We start from the raw sequence: 19743 nt of genomic DNA on the forward strand, positions 1-19743 counted from the left end.
GAGGGCGGCCGTTACGGTCAGGTACGCAACAGCCGTACCCTTGTCTGAAAGGGCATGTCGCGAAGGGACAAGTGGGATGAGTTCAGCGGGTGAAGGCCTGGCTCGCCCGCTTCCCGAGCCGGTGCGGCTCAACGTGGTGGAGCTGGCCTCCCAGGTGCTGGCCACGATGCCCGCCACCGCCATACCGCTGCCCCTGCGCGGCATCGCCAAGTTCGACCCGCGCAAGCGGGCCAGGCTGGGCGGGGCGCCCATCGCGGCGCAGCTGGAGAACGACAAGAAGTTCCGCGAGCTGGTCGCCGAGTCGGTGGCGGCCGGCTGGCCCGAGCTGGTCGCCGCGCTGGCCGAGGGCAACGTGCCCCCGGCGGCCGACCCCGTGCTCGTGGCGGCGGCGGCCTACCTCACCCGCCCGCCGGGCTGGGCGGAGATGATCGAGGCCGCCCGCGCCGACCTGGAGCAGTCCGCGGTGGCGGCCGAGGGCTCCGAGCGCGAAGAGGTGGTGGCGCGGCTGCGCGAGCAGCTCGCCGCGCAGAAGAGCGCCGCCAAGGAGGAGGCCGACCGGCTGCGCGAGCAGATCAAGGCCGCCCGCGCGGAGAACTCCGACCTGCGCCGCAAGCTCCACGACGCCCGCGAGCGGGCCAAGGCCGCCACGCGCCGGGCCGAGGAGATGGAGCAGGCCGCCGACGAGGCCAGGTCGGCCGCCTCGGCCGCGGGCAGCGCCGGCGAGCACGAGCTGCGGCGGCTGCGCGAGCGGCTGGCCGACGTGGAGAAACAGCTCGAAGCCTCGCGCCGGGCCGCCCGCGAGGGCAGGAGCATCGAGGACGCCCGCATCAGGGTGCTGCTCGACGCGCTCCAGGACGCCTCGGCCGGGCTGCGGCGCGAGCTGGCCCTGCCCACCACGATCAGCCGGCCCGCCGACTCGGTCGCCGCCGTCACCGGCGAGCGCCCCGGCGTGCGCGGCGTGCCCGCGCGCGCCCTGGCCGACGACGACCCGCAACTGCTCGACCAGCTTCTGGCGCTGCCGCAGGTGCACCTGATCATCGACGGCTACAACGTCACCAAGACCGGCTACGGCACCCTCACCCTCGCCGACCAGCGCACCCGGCTCATGACCTCGCTGGGCGGGCTCGTGGCGCAGACCCGGGTCGAGGTGACCGTGGTGTTCGACGGCGCGGAGCTGAACGCCCCCGTGCAGGTCGTGGCGCCGCGCGGGGTGCGGGTGCTGTTCAGCCAGCCCGGCGAGATCGCCGACGACCTCATCCGCCAGCTCGTCCGCGCCGAGCCGCCCGGCCGGGCCATCGCCGTGGTCTCGTCCGACCGCGAGGTGGCCGAGTCGGTGCGGCGGATGGGCGCGAGACCCGTTCCGTCTGGTTTGCTGCTGCGCAGACTGGGACGGGCATAAAATGACGAATTGTTGAGATTGCGCATACCTCGCCCGCCACTTCTGTACCATTACGCCCCAGGTGTAATCCCTGGGAGGCGACACAGTGAGGTTTGGCCGGGTGCCGGTGGCCGCGGGAATCGCGTTCGGACTGGTGCTGATTCCGACAGGACCGGCTCTCTCTGATCCCCGGCCCACTCTGGGGCAGGCCAAGGCCAAGCTCGAGAAGCTCAACGACAAGGCCGACAAGGTCGTCGACCAGTACAACACGGCCAACGAGCGCTACAAGAAGGCCAAGAGCACCTACACCAAGCTGAACGAGAGCTACCAGCGCAAGCTGGAGACCGTCGCCGAGCTGCGCGAGCAGGTCGTCGGGATGGCCGTCGACAGCTACAAGCTCGGCGAGGACGTCACCTCCTGGCCCGGCCTGTTCGGCTCCGACAACCCCAGCGCGCTGCTGTCGGGCTGGGCCGTGGCCGGTCAGCTCTCGCGTGAGCGGGCCGAGAAGCTGGCCGCCTTCAACGAGGCCAACAAGGGGCTCAAGGCCGAGCGTGACAAGGCTCAGGAGGCGCTGCAGGACGCCGACGAGGAGCGCGACGCGGTCGAGAAGGAGCGCTCCGAGATCCGCAAGCTGATCGCCCAGCAGAAGAAGCTGCTGAAGAAGCTGGGGGCCTACAACCCCGGCAACCCCAACAGCACGGGCATCAAGTACACGGGCCCGGCGTCGGGGAACGCGGCGGCGGTGCTGCGGTTCGCGTTCGCCCAGGTGGGCAAGCCGTACATCTACGGCGGGACGGGGCCGCGCGGCTACGACTGCTCCGGGCTCACCCAGGCGGCCTGGCGGGCGGCCGGGGTGTCGCTGCCGCGTACGACGTGGCAGCAGTGGGCCTGGGGGGCCGGGCGCAAGGTGTCGCTCGACTCGCTGCAGCCCGGTGACCTCATCTTCAGCGAGGGGCTGGGGCACGTCAGCATCTATGCGGGCAACGGGCAGATCGTGCACGCGCCGCAGACCGGCGACGTCGTCAAGGTCGTCAAGCTCTCCCAGTACGGCCGCCGGCTGGTCGGCGCCGTCCGCCCGTAGGCGCCGTCCTGGCGGTAAGGCCCCCTTCGCGGGCCCCGGGCCGGATCGCGGCCTCTGCCGCGCTTGATTTCGCCGCTCTGAGTCATCCGAGGGGCGTGCGGACGCGTCCGTACGCCCTTTCTACGATGCGGCATCGTAGAAAGGCGCCGTCGGCGGGGTGGGATTCGCCACCGGATCAGGGGCTGCGCATACGGGCGGAACCGTAGGCATCACGAAATTTCCCGCTAAAGGGGATGTTGTGGCTCCGAGGGACGGGAGCGCTCCCAGTGGCGATGCTCACATTTACCGCGACGCCTGTGACTGGAGTGACAGTTGGGACCTGACAACCGGCGGCTCCGGCAAGTGTGAGTAGGGTCACATTTCGGTAACGGAACCCGGCGGTTCAGCAGGGGTTTCGATCCTGACTCCCACCCTTGTCTGATCTTTACAACCTGACTCAGCCTTTGCCGATCCTTGACCTTTCGGCGTAGCTTCTGGCGTCGTCGCGGTGAACAAGCCATGTCGCCGCGAACCCGCATCGGTTCCCTGCCGATGGGAGACAGATAAAAATCCGCCGGTCGCCCCCGACGATCCCCACTCTTTCGATCGGGGCAGCGGCCTGCCGAGTCCGTGCAGCCAGGAGGCACGGAGCCGGGGACCCAGCGATCCCATTCCCCAGGGATCAGGGGTGAATCGGCGCGCCATCGCGCCGTAGGGCGACTTCCACGCCCGAATCCGTCAGCTAACCCGGTAGGCGTTCGTGGAAGACACAAGGAGAAATCCTGTCTAGTCCCCTGCAGAACCCCCGCCTGTCCCGCCTTGCCCTGAGTGGCGTTGCACTCACGATGACCGTGACGGCCGGAGGTCTGATCCTCCATGCCCCCACGGCTCAGGCGGCGACGACGAGCGACTCGGCCGAGACGACGGCGAAGGCGGAGACCACCGCCCGGACCTCGAAGAAGGCCACGGCCACCCAGCGAAGGGCAGCCAAGGTCGCCCGGCAGAAGGCGAAGGCCCGCAAGGCCGTCGCCGTGGCCAAGAACCAGATCGGTGACCCGTACCGGTACGGAGGCACAGGGCCTGGTTCGTTTGACTGCTCCGGTCTCGTCCAGTTCGCCTGGAAGAAGGCCGGCGTCAAGCTCCCGCGCGTGGCGAGCAGCCAGTTCGCCCGCACCCGGAACAAGATCTCCTGGCGGAACCTCCAGCCAGGTGACCTGATGTTCTTCAACGGGCTGGGCCATGTCGGCATGTACGTCGGCAAAGGCAAGATGATCCACTCACCTCGGACAGGTGAACGGGTACGCATCGACAAGCTGGGCGGTTGGCGCAAGTCGTCCTTCGTGGGCGCGGTCCGTCCCGGCGCGTGAAGAGGCCCGTCCGGATTTCTGGAGACTTTCCTGAATTCGGACGGGGCTCTCGCATGTCCCGGACCGGTGGTGGTCCGGGCCGAGGGTGAGCACGACGGATCTTCGGGCTGGGTCTGGTCCCGGCATGGGCCGACTACGATCGGGCATCGTGTCCCAGGGGGTGAGCCGACGAGTCGTGGTGGCAGCCCTGCTGTTCCTCGTCCCGGCCGCCGACACTCTCCTCCCCGGTTCCCCCGTCCTTCCCCCGGGAGCGCGCGATCTGTGGCCCGGGGACGCGGTCGTCAGCCGTGGCAGGCGCTCCACCGTCGTGGGGCACGATCACGGCGGGGCCGGGGGCGAGACTGGGGCCGGAGGCGTGAAGCTGGACGACGTGGCGCGACGGGCCGACGTCGCGGGGCTGCGGGTCTCGGCCGTGCTCGGCCGCCCGGTACGACCGCTGATCGTCGTACCGGACTCCGCCGCCGAGGCGGCCCGGCTGGCGGGCGTGGCACGGCTCGACGGGCTGGCGGCCGTGGCCGACGGCGGGCGGGTGATCCTCGTGCCCGAGCTCTTCGCCTCCCTCAACCCCACCGGCAAGAACGTGGTCCTGGCCCATGAGCTCACCCACGTCGTCGCCGGCACCGACCGCCTGCCCGTCTGGCTCTACGAGGGGTTCGCCGACTACGTCGGTTACCGCGACGCCGGTCTGCCCGTGGCGACGGCCGCCGCCGAGCTGGCGGCCGAGGTGCGGGCCGGGCGGCTGCCGAGCGCTTTGCCCGGACCTGATGCTTTCGCGGCCGACGGGCGTGACCCGGACCGGCTCGCCCGGGCGTACCAGGCCGCCTGGCTGGCGTGTCGCTTCCTCGCGGACCGGTTCGGTGAGAGGACCCTGGTGAGGCTCTACCGTGAAGCCCAGGCGGCCGGCGTCGATCGGGCGCTCGCCTCACTGGGGCTCTCCGTCGCCACGCTGACGGCGCGGTGGCGTGCGTACGTGCGGGATCAGCTCGCATGAAGGGGAGGCAGATGAGCGATCGCAGGGACACCGAGGCCCGCGACGACACCGACGACCGCGAGAAAACCGACGACCGCGAGGAAACCGACGACCGCGGGGAAGCCGACGACCGCGAGGAAGCCGACGACCGCGAGGAAGCCGACGACGCGCTCAGGGATGACGCGCCCCGGGATGACGCGCCCCGGGACGGCGGGAGCGTGGCGGGCGGGGACGGGAAGGGGCGGCGGCAGGCGGGTGTGGCGCTGGTGCTGCTCGGTCTCGGGATCGTGGCCGTGGCCGGTTTCAGCACCCCCTGGCGGGCGCTGACCGGCGGGCCGCCCGACCCGGCCCGCGACTTCGGCGCCGCCCAGATCGCCAGGGCACAGGCGTTCGACGCCGCCACCAGCCTGCCGGTCTACCTCTCGCTCGCGCTCACGGTCGCCTTCGCCGGCCTCCTGCTCGCCACGCCGCTCGGCGCCAGGCTGCTGGGCCGGCTGGGCGGGCCGTGGTGGCTGCGGGTGATCCTGGGCGTCGTGGCGCTCACCGCGATCGTCGAGGCCGTCAGGTGGCCCCTGGGGATGTGGTCGGAGTCGATCCTGCGGGAGTACGGCCTGTCCACCCAGGACTGGGCGGGCTGGGCCGGCGACCGGCTGAAGAACCTGGGCGTGGAGACGTTCCTGCTCGGCCTGACCCTGCTGGCCCTGGTGGCGCTGGCCCGCAGGGTCAGGCGCTGGTGGATCCCGGCGGCGGCGGGAGCGTTCGCGCTGACGGTCGTGACGTCGTTCGGGTATCCGGTGGTGTTCGAGCCGCTGTTCAACGACTTCGCCTCCATGCGGCAGGGCCCGCTGCGGACGAACCTGCTGGCCCTCGCCGAGCGCGACGGCGTGCCGGTCGAGGACGTGCTGGTCGCCGACGCCTCGCGCCGGACGACGGCGCTCAACGCGTACGTGTCCGGCTTCGGCGCCACCCGCCGCATCGTCGTCTACGACACGCTGCTGCGGGCCCCCGAGCGGGAGGTCGAGCTGGTCGTGGCGCACGAGCTGGGCCACGCCGAGCACGACGACGTGCTGTACGGCACGCTCCTCGGCGCTCTCGGCGCGGGCTTCGGCGCGATCGCGCTCTACCTCGTGTTCCCCCTGCTGAGGCGGCGCACCGGCGTCACCTCGATCACCGACCCGAGGGCGGTCGGCGTGCTCATGGGGCTGACGACCTGCGGCGCGCTGCTCCTGGGCCCCGCCCAGAACCTGGTCAGCCGGCACATCGAGGCCAGGGCCGACGTGCACGCGCTCGACCTCACCAGGGATCCGGCCACGTTCGTCGCGATGCAGAAACGCCTGGCCGTAACTAATATTTCTGACTTGTCGCCGGATGCGGTGGAATATGTGCTCTATGCCTCCCATCCCTCAAGCCCCGAGCGCATCGCCCTGGCCCGCTCGTGGGCCGCGCTGAACGGCGTCCCGGAGCCGTGACCAGCCCCGCCCCCGGCCCGGCCGGCGAACCGGCCCGTAACCCGGCCCCCGGCCCGGCCCGCGAACCGGCCCATGGCCCCGCGCACGAGCCCGCCGCCGGCCCCGAGCAGGGCGCCGGCGGTGAGGCCGGGCGCAGCGTGGTCATCGTGACGAACGACTTCCCGCCCCGGCCGGGCGGCATCCAGTCGTTCGTGCACGGCCTCGCCCTGCGCACGCCCGGCGTGGCGGTGTACGCCCCCGCCTGGCCGGGCTGCGCGGAGTTCGACCGGCGCCAGCCGTACCGGGTCGTGCGGCACCCGACGCGGCTCATGCTGCCCACCCCCGCCGTCGCGCGCCGGGCCGCCGCGCTGGTGGCCGAGCAGCGCGCCGGCACCGTGGTCTTCGGCGCGGCGGCGCCGCTCGGCCTGCTCGCCCCGCGCCTGCGGGAGGCGGGCGCGCGGCGGGTGGTGATGCTCACCCACGGCCACGAGGCGTCGTGGGCGGGCGCGCCGGGCTTCCGCTCGGTGCTGCGCAGGATCGGCGGGCACGCCGACGTGGTGACGTACCTGGGGGAGTACACCCGCGCGCGGCTGGCCGCCGCCGTGCCGGCGGACAAGCTCGTCCGGCTCGCTCCCGGCGTGGACGTCGACCAGTTCCACCCCGGGGCGGCCAAGGCCGAGCTGGGGCTGGCCGGGCGGCCGGTCGTGGTGTGCGTGTCGCGGCTGGTGCCGCGCAAGGGCCAGGACCAGCTCATCAGGGCCTGGCCCGAGGTGCTGCGCTCGGTGCCGGACGCGGTGCTGCTGCTGGTGGGCGGCGGGCCGTACCGGGGCAGGCTGGAGCGGCTGGCGGCGGGGCGGGAGTCGATCAGGTTCACCGGTACGGTCCCGGCGGCGGGCCTGCCCGGCTACTACGCGGCGGCGGACGTGTTCGCGATGCCGTGCCGCACCCGGCTGAAGGGCGTGGACGTCGAGGGGCTCGGGATCGTGTTCCTGGAGGCGTCCGCGACCGGGCTGCCCGTGGTGGCGGGCGCCTCCGGCGGCGCGCCCGACGCGGTCAGGCCCGGCGAGACCGGCCTGGTCGTGGACGGGACGGACGCGGGCGAGGTGGCGCGGGCCGTCGTCGAGCTGCTGACCGACCCCGACAAGGCGCGCAAGATGGGCGCGGCCGGTCGCGACTGGATCGCCCGCGAGTGGGCGTGGGAGCAGGTCGCGGCCCGCTTCCACGCCCTGCTCTGACGGGTTCCTCCCCTCTCGTCCTGACCGGAGCCTCACCCTTGCCGGAGCCCTGTCCCTGCCGGAGTCCTGGCCCTGCTGAAGCCCTGGCCCTACCGGAGCCCTGTCCTTGCTGAAGCCCTGTCCTTGCTGAAGCCCTGTCCTCCGGCGGGGCCCTAGCCCTTGGTGGAGCCGAGCGTGAGCCCGGCCACGAACTGCTTGTGCAGGAGCTGGAAGACGATCAGCGTCGGCAGCGCCACCAGCACCGACCCGGCCGCCAGCAGGTTGTAGTCGGTGAAGAACTGGCCGCGCAGGTTGTTCAGCGCCGAGGTGACGGGCAGCTTGTCGCCCGACGACATCAGCACCAGCGCCCACAGGAAGTCGTTGTACATCCAGGTGAACTGCAGCGTGGACAGCGCCGCCAGCGCCGGCCGGCACAGCGGCAATGTCAGCCGCCAGTACCTCTTCCACACCCCGGCCCCGTCCACCAGCGCCGCCTCGCTGATCTCCTCGGGGATCGTGCGCATGAAGTTGGCCAGCACGAAGACGCAGAAGCCGAACTGGAAGGCCACGTGGATGAGGATCAGCCCCAGGTAGGAGTCGTAGAGCGACTGGGAGTCCGACAGCCAGGCGGGCAGCGGGATCATCGTGTAGAGGGTGTAGAGCGGGGTGATGAGGACCTGCGGCGGCAGCAGGTTGCCCGCCGTGAACACGATCAGCAGCGTCTTGCGCCCCGGGATGCGCAGCCGCGCGATGGCGAACGCCGTGAACGACGCCAGCAGCAGCGTCACCACCACGCCGGGCACCACGATGATCAGCGTGTTGAGGTAGTAGCGGGGCAGCTCGGCCTGCGTCCACGCCTGTGCGTAGTAGTCGAGCGTGAGGTTCTCGGGCAGCGAGAGGTAGCCCAGCCGGGCGGTCTCGTCGTACGGCCGCAGCGAGGCGTACACCGCCAGGGCCAGCGGCAGCAGCCACCCCAGCGCCACCAGCGCCAGGAAGGCGTGCAGCAGCACGCGCAGCGGCCCGGCCCGCCGCCGCGACGGCGGACGCCGGGCCTGGGACGGGGGAGCGGCGGGCGGCGCGGTGAGCGTCATCTCTCCTCCCTGAACAGCTGCGACAGGTATGTCACGATGAACCCCAGCGAGATCACCAGCAGGATCACCGCGATCGCCGAGCCGAACCCGATCCTGCTGGCCTCGCCCACGATGTTCTCGGTGACCAGCACCGACAGCAGCTCCAGCCCGTTCCTGCCCTTGTTGATGGCGTAGACGATGTCGAAGGCCCGCAGCGCCTCGATCACCGTGATGACCAGCACGATCACGTTGATCGGCCGCAGCGTCGGGAACACCACCAGGAAGAACGCCTGCCGCTCGTTGGCCCCGTCGATGGCGGCCGCCTCCTTCAGCGCCGGATCGACCGCCTTGAGCCCGGCCAGATAGATGATCATGACGTACCCGACGTGCCGCCAGGCCGCCGCCACCATGACGACCCAGATGTTGATCGAGCTGTCGCCCAGCCAGTCCACGCTCAGCCCGGTCACCGCGTTCAGCACGCCGTAGTCGGAGGAGTAGACGAGCTGCGCGATGAAGCCGACCACGGCCAGCGACAGCACGACCGGCAGGTAGAGGGCGCTCTGGTAGACGCGCGACAGCCGCAGCCGCCGATCCAGCAGCACCGCGCAGAACAGCCCGAACGGCGTGGCGACGAGCCCGAGGAAGCCCAGCCACACCACGTTGTTGCGGACCGCCGACCAGAACGGCGGGTACTCGGCGGCCAGGTCGTGGTAGTTCCGGCCGCCGATCCACTCGATGGGCCCGATGCCGCCCCAGTCGGTGCCGGACAGCCCCACGGAGGCCAGCGTGGGGCCCCAGATGAGGCCCACGTTGACGATGACGGCCACCCCCAGCCCGATGACCAGCACGGTCACGTCGCGGGCGGAGTAGCGACGGGTCTTGGTCGCCATCAGCGGAAGATGTTGGCCTTCTGCTTCTCGATGCTCGCCAGCAGGGAGTCGATCTCGGCGGGCTCGCCCACGAACGACTGCAGCGACGGGATCATCACGGTCGAGGCGAAGTCCGGCCGCGTGTCGCGGTCGAGGAACTGCGCGATGTGCTTGGCCTTCGACACCAGCTCCGCGCCGCGCTTCTGCAGGGTGCTGTAGCCGGAGGTGTCGGCCTTGGAACTGGCCGCCAGCATGCCGGGGTCCAGTTTCGTGGCGATGTTCTGCGAGGAGGCCTGGGCGAAGTGCTTGAGCAGGGCCTTGGCGCCGGCCACGTTCCTGGCCTTGGCGGAGATCATGTAACCGTCGATGGGGGCGTCGATGGAGTCGGTCCCGTACGCCGGGTTGATCTCGGGGAAGGTGAAGAAGTCGAGGTCGTCGCGGTCGGCCTCGGGAAACTGCTGGGCGACGAACATCCCGAGCAGGTACATCCCGGTCTTCTTCTGCGCCAGCGACTGCCCGGCCTCCTGCCACGTACGGCCCAGCGCCGCCGGCTGGTGGAACTCCATCAGCCCCCGCCAGGTCTCGAACACCTGCCTGACCCGGGGGTCGGTCCACGACTCCTTGCCGCCCATGAGCGAGATGTGGAAGTCGTAGCCGTTGATCCGCATGTTGAGGATGTCGAACGTGCCCATCGCCGGCCAGCCGTCCTTGTCGGCGAACGCGATCGGGATCAGCCCGTCGGCCTTCATCTTCCTGGCCAGCGCGGTCAGCTCGTCCAGCGTGGCGGGCGGCTCGTACCCCTTCTCGCGCCAGAGGCTCTTGCGGTAGAAGACGGCCCAGGGATAGTAGGTGAACGGCACGAAGTACTGCTTGCCGTCGGTGCCGGTCGACTGGTCCTTGAACGCCTGCGTGTAGTCGCCGCCGATCTCCCGCCACACGTCCGAGATGTCGACGGCCAGCCCCTGCTCGGCGAAGAACTGCATGCGGTAGCCCGCGAACCAGGTGAACACGTCCTCGGGCGTGCCTCTCAGGTAGCGGTTGATGTTCTCCTGGAACGTGTTGTGATCGACCGTGTTGATCCTGGTCGTGGCCTGGGTGAAGGACTTCACCACGGTGTCGAGGGTCTTCTTGGGGATCTCGTCGGAGGCGTTCGAGCCGATCGTCACCGTGCCGAGGCCGCCCGAGCCGCCACCTCCGCCCGGAGCGGGAGCGTCGGAACCACAGGCGGTGAGTACGGCGGGCACGCCCACTGCGGCGGCGGCGCCGAGCAGGAGATTGCGGCGGGAGATCGGCGACCGTTGGCTCATGGTGGGTTTCTCCTTGCTGGACCCTTCGGATTCCCCCGAGTTCACTCACTTTCATTCATCGAAAAGCTGACATTTCCAACTGTCAACGCACGATCGCATGACAAATCGCCGAGCACCCTCGCGGCCACCCTCCCGGCCACCCTCCCGGCCACCCCTCCCGGCCACCCCTCGCGGCCACCCCTCCCGGCCTCCTCAGCGCGGCCGTTCGCCGGGCATCGTGGAGAGCCCTGCTGAGCCGGTCGTGTCATGATGAAGTGTCGGAACCTGTTGGGATCTGGTGATGCGATGCTCGCCCCGCAGCGTCAGCAGGCGATCCTGGAGCTCGTCCGGCGGCGCGGCGGCGTCCGGGTGACCGAGCTGGTGCGCGCCTTCGGCGTCTCCGATCTCACCATCCGCCGCGACCTGGCACACCTGGCCGGGCGCGGCCTGGTGGCCAAGGTGCGCGGTGGCGCCACCGCCGTCACCGGCGCCTCCCTCACCACCGACGAGCCCGGCTTCGCCGTCAGGTCCGTGCGCCGGGACGCCGAGAAGCAGGCCATCGCCCGCCGCGCCGCCGCCCTCGTCCGCCCCGGCACCGCCGTGGCCCTGTCGGCGGGCACCACCACGTGGACCCTCGCCCGCCACCTGACCGGCGTGCCCGGCCTGACCGTGGTCACGAACTCGGTGCGGGTCGCCGACGTCTTCCGGCTCGCGGGACGGCCGGACCAGACGATCGTGCTCACCGGCGGGGTGCGCACCCCGTCCGACGCCCTGGTCGGCCCCGTGGCGGTGGCCGCGATCCGGCGGCTCAACGTGGACCTGCTCTTCCTCGGCGTGCACGGCATGACCGTCAGGGCGGGTTTCACCACCCCCAACCTGATGGAGGCGGAGACCGGCCGGGCCCTGGTGGAGTCGGCCGGCCGGCTCGTCGTGCCCGCCGACCACAGCAAGTGGGGCATGGTCGGCATCAGCACCATCGCGGAGCTGACCGAGGCCGACGTGCTGATCTCGGACGCCGGCCTGCCCCAGCCCGCCAGGGACACCCTGGCGGCCCACGTCGGCGAGCTGCTCATCGCCGACACCCCCGCGCTCAGGCGCCGGACCCGGGGTGACGCCATCACCCCGGCGCCGCCGCCGGAGCAGCGGATGTGATCCGGCGGGAGGGGACCTCCCGGCTAGTCGCCGCGGGTGGAGTACAGCTCCTCGATGTCCTTGGCGAAGTCGCGCATCACCAGGTTGCGCTTGACCTTGAGCGTCGGCGTCAGGTGCCCGCTCTCCTCGGTCATGTCCGCCTCGAGGATCACGAACTTCTTGATCTGCTCGGCCTTCGACACGGTCAGGTTGGCCTTGTCCACCGCCGCCTGGATCTCGGCCCGCACCTTGGGGTCGGAGCGCAGGCCGGCGACGCTGGAGCCGGCGGGCACGGCCTCCGGGTCGAGGGTGATCAGGGCCGCGACGAACGGCCGCCCGTCGCCCACGATCATGGCCTGGGAGATCAGCGGGTGGGCGCGCAGGGCGTCCTCCAGCGGGCCGGGGGCGACGTTCTTGCCGGCCGCCGTGACCAGGATCTCCTTCTTGCGGCCGGTGATGCGCAGGTAGCCGTCGGCGTCGAGCTCGCCGATGTCGCCGGTGTGGAACCAGCCGTCGGAGTCGATCACGTCGCCGGTGGCGGCGTCGTTCTTCCAGTAGCCCTCGAAGACGTTGCGGCCCTTGGCCAGGATCTCGCCGTCGTCGCCGATGCGCAGCGTGACGCCGGGCAGCGGCTTGCCGACGGTGCCGATCTTGTTCGCGCCGGGCATGTTGACCGAGCACGGGGCCGAGGTCTCGGTCAGGCCGTAGCCCTCGAAGACCTCGATGCCGACGCCCCTGAAGAAGTGGCCGAGGCGGTCGCCCAGCGCGGAGCCGCCGCACACCGCCGCCGAGAGCCGGCCGCCGGTGGCCGCGCGCAGCTTGGCGTAGACCAGCCTGTCGAACACGGCCCGCCGCAGCCGCAGCCCGAGGGGCGCGCCGCCGGAGCTCTCGGCCTTGCTCCACGCCACCGCCACGTCGACCGCGCGGGCGAAGATTTTGCCCTTGCCGCCGGCGATGGCCTTCTGCTCGGCGGCGTTGTAGACCTTCTCGAACACGCGCGGCACGCCCAGCAGGAACGTCGGCTTGAAGTCCTGGAGGTCGGGGGCGACGTTCTTCATGTTCGGCGTGTGCGCCATGATCGCGCCCGCCTCCAGCAGCACCACCTGGATCATCCGCGCGAAGATGTGCGCCAGCGGCAGGAACAGCAGCGCCGCCGGGTCCTTGCGGGCGAACAGCGGCTCCAGCGGCCCCCGCAGCACGTTGAGCGCGGTGAACAGCAGGTTGTCGTGGGTGATCCGGCAGCCCTTGGGACGGCCCGTGGTGCCCGAGGTGTAGACGATCGTGGCCAGGTCGGAGGCGGAGACGCCCTTCCTGCGCGCGTCCACGTCGGCGTCGGTGACCTGACCGGTCTCCAGCTTGCCGTCCACCCGCCAGATCGGCTTCAGCTCGGGCGCGGCCTCCTTGACGGTCTCCTCGTGCCCGTCGAGCTCGACGAACGCCGCCTTGGTGTCGCTGTCGTGCAGGATCCACCTGACCTGCTCCACGGAGGAGGTCTCGTAGATCGGCACGGTCACCGCGCCGATGGCCCAGATGGCGTAGTCGACCAGCGTCCACTCGTAACGCGTGCGCGACATGAGCGCGACCCGGTCGCCGTGCTCGACGCCCGCCGCGATCAGGCCCTTGGCCACCTCGACCACCTGGTCGCGGAACTCGGCCGCGGTGACGACGGGCCACCCGCCGTCCACCTGGCGGCGCATCACGATCGCGCCCGGCTCCTGCTCGGCGCGACGGAAGACGGTGTCGGCCAGGCCGGCGGAGGCAGGCACATCGACCAGGACGGGGACGCTGTACTCGCGCACGAACTCAACTCCTCTTCGGGGAACCGCCTGGACGTTACCGCCTTAAGTTACGCTCCGGTAGCTCCGTCATTGAGGCGTTATGAAGGGCATTTCCCACGCTAGCAGCCACGGCCGGGGGACGCGGCGCAGGACGGTCGCACCGAAGCGCGGCCAGCGGCGGGCTCCGGGCCGGGTGGCCGCGCGCTCCGGGCATGGCGAACCCGGGCTCGGCGCGTGGCGGACTCGGGGCTCCGGGCAGGGCGGAGGCGGGCTCGGGGGCGTCCGGCGGGCGGCTTAATATCCTCCTATGAGGGTCCATGTCGTCAGCGATGTCCATGGCAGAGCCGATGCGCTGGCCAGGGCGGGTGACGGGGCGGACGCGCTGATCTGCCTGGGCGACCTGATCCTGTTCGTCGACTACGACGACCACGCGCAGGGCATCTTCGCCGACCTGTTCGGCGCGCGGAACGCCGAGGAGTTCATCGCGCTGCGCACGGCCAAGCGGTTCGACGAGGCCAGGGCCATGTCGGCGCGGCTGTGGGCCACGCTCGACGGCGACCCGCGCGAGCACATCGAACGCAACGTCCGCGCCCAGTACGCCGCCCTGTTCGCCGCCATGCCCGCCCCCGCCTACCTCACCTACGGCAACGTGGACCTCCCGCGCCTGTGGAGCGACTACCTGCGCCCCGGCCACCAGGTCCTCGACGGGCAGGTGGCCGAGATCGGCGGCCTGCGGTTCGGGTTCGTGGGCGGCGGGCTCAAGACCGCCTACCGCACCCCGCACGAGATCTCCGACGAGGAGTACGCCGCCAAGATCGAGGCCGTCGGTGAGGTGGACGTCCTGTGCTGCCACATCCCGCCCGCCGTGCCCGAACTGCTCTACGACGTGGTGGCCAGGCGGTTCGAGCGCGGCAGCGAGGCCACGCTGGAGGCGATCCGGCGGACGCAGCCGCGCTACGCCCTGTTCGGCCACGTGCACAACCCGCTGCACGCGCGGGCGCGGGTGGGCCGTACCGAATGCGTGAACGTGGGCCACTTCCGGGGGAGAGGCGTGCCGTACGTGCTGGAGTGGTGATCCGCCCGGCACCCCGCCGCCTGCGGTGGTTTGCGCACTGCGGCGGAGCCCGTCCAGGGGTCCGCCGCAAGTAGCGGATTGTGCACTACGGTGGTCGCATGCCTGATCGCACCACTTCGAGCACCACCATCGGCGCCGGCCGGGCCGACGTGATGGCGGTCATCGCGGACTTCCCCTCCTATCCGGAATGGGCCGGGCAGGTCAAGAGCGCCGAGGTGCTCGCCACCGCCCCCGACGGCAGGCCCGACAAGGTGCGCTTCACGCTGGACGCCGGCCCGATCAGCGACACCTACACCCTCGGCTACACCTGGCACGGCGACGACGGCGTGAGCTGGCAGGTGGCCGAGCCGGGGAAGATGGTCTCCGAGCTGCGGGGGAGTTACCGGCTGGCCGACGCGGGCAGTGGCACCGAGGTGACGTACGAGCTGACGGTCGATCTCAGCGTGCCGATGATCGGCCTGATCAAGCGCAAGGCGGAGAAGGTGATCGTGGACACCGCGCTCAAGGGCCTCAAGAAGCGCGTCGAAGGCCGCTGAGTTGAGCCCGCGCGTCCTGCTCTTCACCGGCAAGGGCGGCGTCGGCAAGACCACGGCGGCCGCCGCGACCGCCACGCTCGCCGCCGCCCGGGGCCTGAAGACGCTCATCGTCTCCACCGACACCGCGCACTCGCTGGCCGACGCGCTCGCGAGCGAGCCCGGCGAGATCGCGCCGGGCCTGCACCTGCGCCAGGTCGACACCCAGAAGACGTTGGAGCGCCACTGGGGCGAGCTGCAGGGCTACGCCAGGGGAGTGCTGGCCGAGCTGGGCCTCGACGAGATCACCTCCGAGGAGATCACGGTCCTGCCGGGCGCCGAGGAGGTCATCGCCCTGCTGGAGCTGCGCGAGCACGCCCGCGAGGGCCGCTGGGACGTGATCGTGGTGGACTGCGCGCCGACCGCCGAGACGCTGCGCCTGCTGGCCCTGCCCGAGGCGCTCGACTGGCACGTCAGCCGGCTCATGCCGGTCGGGCGCAAGGTGGTGCGGCTGGTCGCGCCGTTCGTGCGCGGCGTGGCCGGCGTCAGCGCCCCCGGCGACGACGTCATGAGCGCCGCCGAGCGCTTCCACCGCGGCCTCATGGAGGTGCGCGAGCTGCTCACCGGCGACCACGCCTCCGTGCGGCTGGTGCTCACGCCCGAGTCCGTGGTGCTCGCCGAGGCCAGGCGCACCCTGACCTCCCTCAGCCTGTACGGCTACCGCGTCGACGCCGTGATCGCCAACCGGGTCTTCCCGGCCGAGGGCGCCGACGAGTGGCGCGCCCAGTGGGTGGCGGCGCAGTCGCGGCTGCTGTCCGAGGCGGAGCAGTCGTTCGCGCCGCTGCCCATCCACGTCGTGCCCTACCTGCCCGGCGAGCCCGTCGGCAAGGACGCCCTGACCGGGGTGGGCGCGGCGATGTACGGGGAGTCCGATCCGTTCGCCCCCCACGCGGTCGAGCCGCCGCTGCGGATGAGCGCCGACGAGCTGACGCTCGCGCTGCCCGGCGCCGACCGCGACGACGTCGACCTGGCCCGCAAGGGGGACGAGCTCATCGTCACCGCGGGGCCGTACCGCCGGATCCTGGCGCTGCCCGCGGCGCTGGCCCGCAGGAGGATCAGCGGCGCGGCGCTGCGCGACGGCGTGCTCCGCGTGACCTGGCGGGCCGACGACGGCGCGCCGCCCGGGGCGCCGTCCGGGGCGGGGTCCGCATCACCGTTCGGCTCGGGGAGCGAATCCGCCGCCAAATGAGTTGAACATGGATGAGCGACCCAAACCCAGGAGGGCCAAGATGACCGAGAGCCACGACAGAGACCCCGGCAGAGACCCCATCGGCACCGTGGCCGACGAGGCGCGCAAGCTGTTCGAGTCGATCCAGGGGCGGGCCACCCGCCAGGTCGGCAAGAGCGTGTTCAACTCCTTCACCGGCGGCGGCGGACGCAAGGAGCGGGACGTGTGGGAAGAGGCCGTGTCCGAACCCCATGACGAGTACATCTGCCGCGCCTGCCCGGTCTGCCGGGCGATCGCGGCGCAGCGCGAGGCGGGCGCCTCGGGCTCCGACGTGACCGGGCACCTGATGGCCGCCGGCGGCGAGCTGTTCGCCGCCTTCCGCGGCGCGCTGGACGCGCTGAGCAGGCCCGCCCCCGCCCGGCCGCGCGACGACCGCGACCGCGACCGTGACCGTGACGGTGATCGCGACCGTGACCGCGGTGAGCGCCGCGACGACGTGGAACACATAGATCTGGGATAGGGGGACACGGGGCATGCTCACGATCGGTGTCGACATCGGCGGGACGAAGGTGGCCGCCGGCGTGGTCGACGACGAAGGCAGGATCGTCGAACACACGCTCAGGCCCACCGCCGCCGACCGTCCTGACGTGGTGGCCGGGACGGTGGCCGACATCGTACGCGAGCTGTCCGAGGGCAGGGCGATCGAGGCCGTCGGCGTCGGCGCGGCGGGCTTCGTGGACGAGACCCGCTCGATGGTGCGCTTCGCCCCCAACCTCGCCTGGCGCGAGGAGCCGCTGCAGAAGAAGATCAGCGACCTGGTCGGCCTGCCGGTCGTGATCGAGAACGACGCCAACGCCATGGCCTGGGGCGAGACCCGGTTCGGCGCGGGCAGGGGGCAGTCCCACGTGGTCTGCCTGACGCTCGGCACCGGCATCGGCGGCGGCCTGGTCATCGACGGGCAGCTCTACCGGGGCCGCTGGGGCATGGGCGCCGAGCTGGGGCACATGCAGGTCCTGCCCGGCGGCCGGCTGTGCGGCTGCGGCAACGTCGGCTGCTGGGAGAAGTACGCCAGCGGCCAGGCCCTCGTCGCCGAGGCCAGGGAGATCGCCACGGCCCGGCCCGAGCGCGCCCGCACGCTGCTGGAGCTGGCCGGCGGCAAGATTGAGGGCGAGGAGGTGACCGAGGCCGCGCGGCTGGGCGACGACGCCTCGCTGGAGGCCTTCCGCGCCCTGGCCGACTGGCTCGCGCAGGGCATGGCCGATCTGGCCGCCATCCTCGACCCCGGCTGCTTCATCGTCGGCGGTGGCGTCTCCCGCGCCGCCGACCTGTTCATCGACCGGACCAGGCAGACCTTCGCCGAGCGGCTCACCGGCCGGGGGCACCGCCCGCTGGCCGAGATCAAGCTGGCCGAGCTCGGCGCCTCCGCCGGGGTGGTGGGCGCGGCCGACCTGGCCAGGCAGCGCTAGAGCCGGCACGTGACGATCAGGGTCGCGACGTACAACCTGCACGGGCTGCGCGACAGCGTGCCCGCGCTGGCCAGGGTGATCGCCGCCGCGCGCGCCGACGTGGTGTGCGTGCAGGAGGCGCCCAGGTTCGTCCGCTGGCGGGCCAGGCGCGCGGCGCTGGCCGCCGCCTCGGGGCTGACCGTGGCGACGCCGGGCCGGGCCGGCGGGCTGGCCGTCCTCGCCGGGCGGCGCGTCCGCGTGCTGCACGCCGCCGCCCACCCGCTGCGCGCCTTCCTCGGGCTGGAACGCCGCGCGCTGGCGGTCGCCGTGGTGCAGGCCGAGGGGGCGCGGCTGGCCGTCGGCTCGTTCCACCTCGACCTCAACGGGCCGGCCAGGATGCACCACGCCGCCGAGGCGATGGAGCTGATCGAGGGCGTGGCGGCCCGCTACGACGCGGCGATCGTGCTCGGCGGCGACGTCAACGAGCGCCCGCACCAGCCGGCCTGGCGCTACCTGGCCGGGCGGCTGACCGACTGCTACGCCGCGGCGCCCAAGGGCGACGGGCTGACCTTCCCCGCCGCCAGGCCCTCGGGGCGCATCGACGGCGTGTTCGCCGCGCGCGGGACGCCGGTCGCGTCGTGCGGGGGAGTGGACGCGCCCATCGCCGACCTGGCGGGGGCCAGCGACCATCTGCCCGTCGTGGCGGAGTTGCGAGTTGGGCACTGACGGGCGAGCCCGGCACGCGACCCCGTAGCATTTCCTCATGACCCGTCGCTCTCAGCGGCGTGCGCTCACCTTGATCCTGGCGACGTCCGTGGCCTGGTCGCAGGTCACGCCCGCCGCGCATGCCGAGCCCCGTCCCGCCGCGATCGAGGCGTGGCAGCAGTCGACGAGCGTGCGCCTGCAGGCCGACGGCTCGCTCTCCGACGTGCTCGCCCTCTCGCAGGACGACGTGTGGGCGGTGGGTCAGCAGGAGATCTGGGACGTCTGGAAGAACCGCGGCACCATCCGCCACTGGAACGGCGGCAAGTGGAGCGAGATCGGCATCCGCGACGCCACGGCGGCGGGCAACCTGCGCGGCCTGGCCGCCGCCTCGCCGTCCGACGTGTGGGCCGTCGGCGACGGGCACGACGGCGTCCCCTACCTCGCCCACGGCGACACCGGCGGCTTCGACCGGGTCAGGCCGCAGGGGCTGCGGGCGGGCGACTGGCTGGGCGGCATCGACGCCAAGTCCGGCAAGGTCGTGGCGGTCGGCAGCCGCGAGAAGAACGGGCTGATCCTCACCGGCCAGGGCAGCACCTGGACGGTGCAGGAGACCAAGGAGAAGGGCGCCCTCTACGCGGTGTCGGGCGGCTTCGCCGTCGGCGACACCGGCACCCAGCCGCTGATCGTGCACTACTCGGGCGGCTCGTGGAAGTCCATGCCGCTGCCCTCGATCCCCGGCGGCTACCTGCGCGACGTGCAGGTCGACAACTCCAAGCGGGCGCTGGCGGTGGGCGGCGTCTATCACGGCCCCGGCGACGTCGCGCCGCTGGCGCTGGCGTGGAACGGCAAGCGCTGGCGCGAGGTGCCGCTGCCGGCCTCGGAGGCCAGGCTCTACGGCGTGACCGGCGACGGCAAGGGCCGCTACTGGATGACGGGCTACGACCCGTCGCGGGCGGCGGAGCCGTTCATGGTGCGCTGCGAGAAGGGCGCCTGCGAGACGATCAGGGGCGCGGCCACGAAGGGCCGCAGCAGCGTGCGCCTGCAGGCCGTGGCCTATCTCGCGGGCAAGAGCACGGTCTGGGCCGTCGGGCACGCGGTGGACACCGCCGACCGCTACACCGACGTGGTCGAGTCGTTCGCGCCCAGGGCCACGACCTCGAAGTCATAGCCGCGCGCCCCGCCGGGTCCGCGCCCGGCCATCCGTCAG

General features: G+C 71.9%; 18 protein-coding genes and 1 riboswitch. Of the genes, 14 read left to right on the forward strand and 4 right to left on the reverse strand.

Annotated elements, in window-relative coordinates:
* Positions 1-76 precede the first annotated feature (76 nt).
* From IO39_RS44505 to IO39_RS44530, 6 genes are all read left to right on the forward strand, one after another.
* Positions 77-1399 carry an NYN domain-containing protein gene (locus IO39_RS44505; RefSeq protein WP_043638397.1) on the forward strand — a complete coding sequence of 441 codons (1323 nt, stop codon included), beginning with the start codon at positions 77-79 and terminating at the stop codon, positions 1397-1399.
* Positions 1400-1532: 133 nt separating this feature from the next.
* Positions 1533-2459, forward strand: coding sequence for a C40 family peptidase (locus IO39_RS44510; protein ID WP_245642621.1), 927 nt, complete (start codon positions 1533-1535; stop codon positions 2457-2459).
* A 589-nt stretch (positions 2460-3048) separates the two neighbouring features.
* A riboswitch (cyclic di-AMP (ydaO/yuaA leader) is annotated at positions 3049-3210 on the forward strand.
* Between the two features lie 73 nt (positions 3211-3283).
* Positions 3284-3805, forward strand: coding sequence for a C40 family peptidase (locus IO39_RS44515; RefSeq protein ID WP_043638403.1), 522 nt, complete (start codon positions 3284-3286; stop codon positions 3803-3805).
* Between the two features lie 160 nt (positions 3806-3965).
* Positions 3966-4796: a gluzincin family metallopeptidase gene (locus tag IO39_RS44520; RefSeq protein ID WP_157549853.1), complete on the forward strand. Its 831-nt coding sequence runs from the start codon at positions 3966-3968 to the stop codon at positions 4794-4796.
* An 11-nt stretch (positions 4797-4807) separates the two neighbouring features.
* Positions 4808-6244, forward strand: coding sequence for a M48 family metallopeptidase (locus IO39_RS44525; RefSeq protein WP_169789237.1), 1437 nt, complete (start codon positions 4808-4810; stop codon positions 6242-6244).
* A 143-nt stretch (positions 6245-6387) separates the two neighbouring features.
* Positions 6388-7458 (forward strand): glycosyltransferase family 4 protein, encoded by a 1071-nt coding sequence (locus IO39_RS44530; protein ID WP_439331511.1) that lies wholly within the window; start codon positions 6388-6390, stop codon positions 7456-7458.
* Positions 7459-7610: 152 nt separating this feature from the next.
* Here the strand turns inward: IO39_RS44530 and IO39_RS44535 are convergent, their stop codons facing one another.
* Genes IO39_RS44535 through IO39_RS44545 form a run of 3 tightly spaced genes read right to left on the reverse strand, consistent with a single transcriptional unit; the run spans position 7611 to position 10683 of the window.
* On the reverse strand, positions 7611-8528 hold the full coding sequence (locus IO39_RS44535; protein ID WP_043638406.1) for a carbohydrate ABC transporter permease: 918 nt from the start codon (positions 8526-8528) through the stop codon (positions 7611-7613).
* Entirely contained in the window at positions 8525-9397 is an 873-nt protein-coding gene (locus tag IO39_RS44540; RefSeq protein ID WP_043638408.1) for a carbohydrate ABC transporter permease, read from the reverse strand. The genes IO39_RS44535 and IO39_RS44540 overlap by 4 nt, the downstream gene beginning before the upstream one ends.
* Entirely contained in the window at positions 9397-10683 is a 1287-nt protein-coding gene (locus tag IO39_RS44545; RefSeq protein ID WP_052424180.1) for an ABC transporter substrate-binding protein, read from the reverse strand. The genes IO39_RS44540 and IO39_RS44545 overlap by 1 nt, the downstream gene beginning before the upstream one ends.
* Before the next feature lie 285 nt (positions 10684-10968).
* On the opposite strand from IO39_RS44545, the gene IO39_RS44550 reads away from it, so the two are divergent.
* Positions 10969-11814, forward strand: coding sequence for a DeoR/GlpR family DNA-binding transcription regulator (locus tag IO39_RS44550; RefSeq protein ID WP_084774583.1), 846 nt, complete (start codon positions 10969-10971; stop codon positions 11812-11814).
* Positions 11815-11837: 23 nt separating this feature from the next.
* Here the strand turns inward: IO39_RS44550 and IO39_RS44555 are convergent, their stop codons facing one another.
* The gene (locus tag IO39_RS44555) at positions 11838-13592 is read right to left on the reverse strand and encodes an AMP-dependent synthetase/ligase (RefSeq protein ID WP_043638410.1); all 1755 of its coding nucleotides are present in this window, start codon (positions 13590-13592) and stop codon (positions 11838-11840) included.
* Positions 13593-13878: 286 nt separating this feature from the next.
* On the opposite strand from IO39_RS44555, the gene IO39_RS44560 reads away from it, so the two are divergent.
* From IO39_RS44560 to IO39_RS44590, 7 genes are all read left to right on the forward strand, one after another.
* Positions 13879-14646 carry a metallophosphoesterase family protein gene (locus IO39_RS44560; RefSeq protein ID WP_043638412.1) on the forward strand — a complete coding sequence of 256 codons (768 nt, stop codon included), beginning with the start codon at positions 13879-13881 and terminating at the stop codon, positions 14644-14646.
* A 98-nt stretch (positions 14647-14744) separates the two neighbouring features.
* The gene (locus IO39_RS44565; protein ID WP_043638414.1) at positions 14745-15182 is read left to right on the forward strand and encodes an SRPBCC family protein; all 438 of its coding nucleotides are present in this window, start codon (positions 14745-14747) and stop codon (positions 15180-15182) included.
* Position 15183: 1 nt separating this feature from the next.
* Positions 15184-16407 (forward strand): ArsA family ATPase, encoded by a 1224-nt coding sequence (locus IO39_RS44570; protein WP_043638416.1) that lies wholly within the window; start codon positions 15184-15186, stop codon positions 16405-16407.
* A 40-nt stretch (positions 16408-16447) separates the two neighbouring features.
* Entirely contained in the window at positions 16448-16906 is a 459-nt protein-coding gene (locus tag IO39_RS44575) for a DUF5304 family protein (RefSeq protein ID WP_043638419.1), read from the forward strand.
* Positions 16907-16919: 13 nt separating this feature from the next.
* Complete coding sequence (locus IO39_RS44580) at positions 16920-17852, forward strand: ROK family glucokinase (protein WP_043638422.1); 933 nt, start codon at positions 16920-16922, stop codon at positions 17850-17852.
* Between the two features lie 9 nt (positions 17853-17861).
* The gene (locus tag IO39_RS44585) at positions 17862-18557 is read left to right on the forward strand and encodes an endonuclease/exonuclease/phosphatase family protein (protein ID WP_043638424.1); all 696 of its coding nucleotides are present in this window, start codon (positions 17862-17864) and stop codon (positions 18555-18557) included.
* A gap of 37 nt (positions 18558-18594) precedes the next feature.
* Positions 18595-19704, forward strand: a complete 1110-nt coding sequence (locus tag IO39_RS44590; protein ID WP_052424181.1) for a hypothetical protein — start codon at positions 18595-18597, stop codon at positions 19702-19704.
* Positions 19705-19743: the final 39 nt, after the last annotated feature.

This window comes from Nonomuraea candida (genome assembly GCF_000725485.1).
Taxonomy (GTDB): domain Bacteria; phylum Actinomycetota; class Actinomycetes; order Streptosporangiales; family Streptosporangiaceae; genus Nonomuraea; species Nonomuraea candida.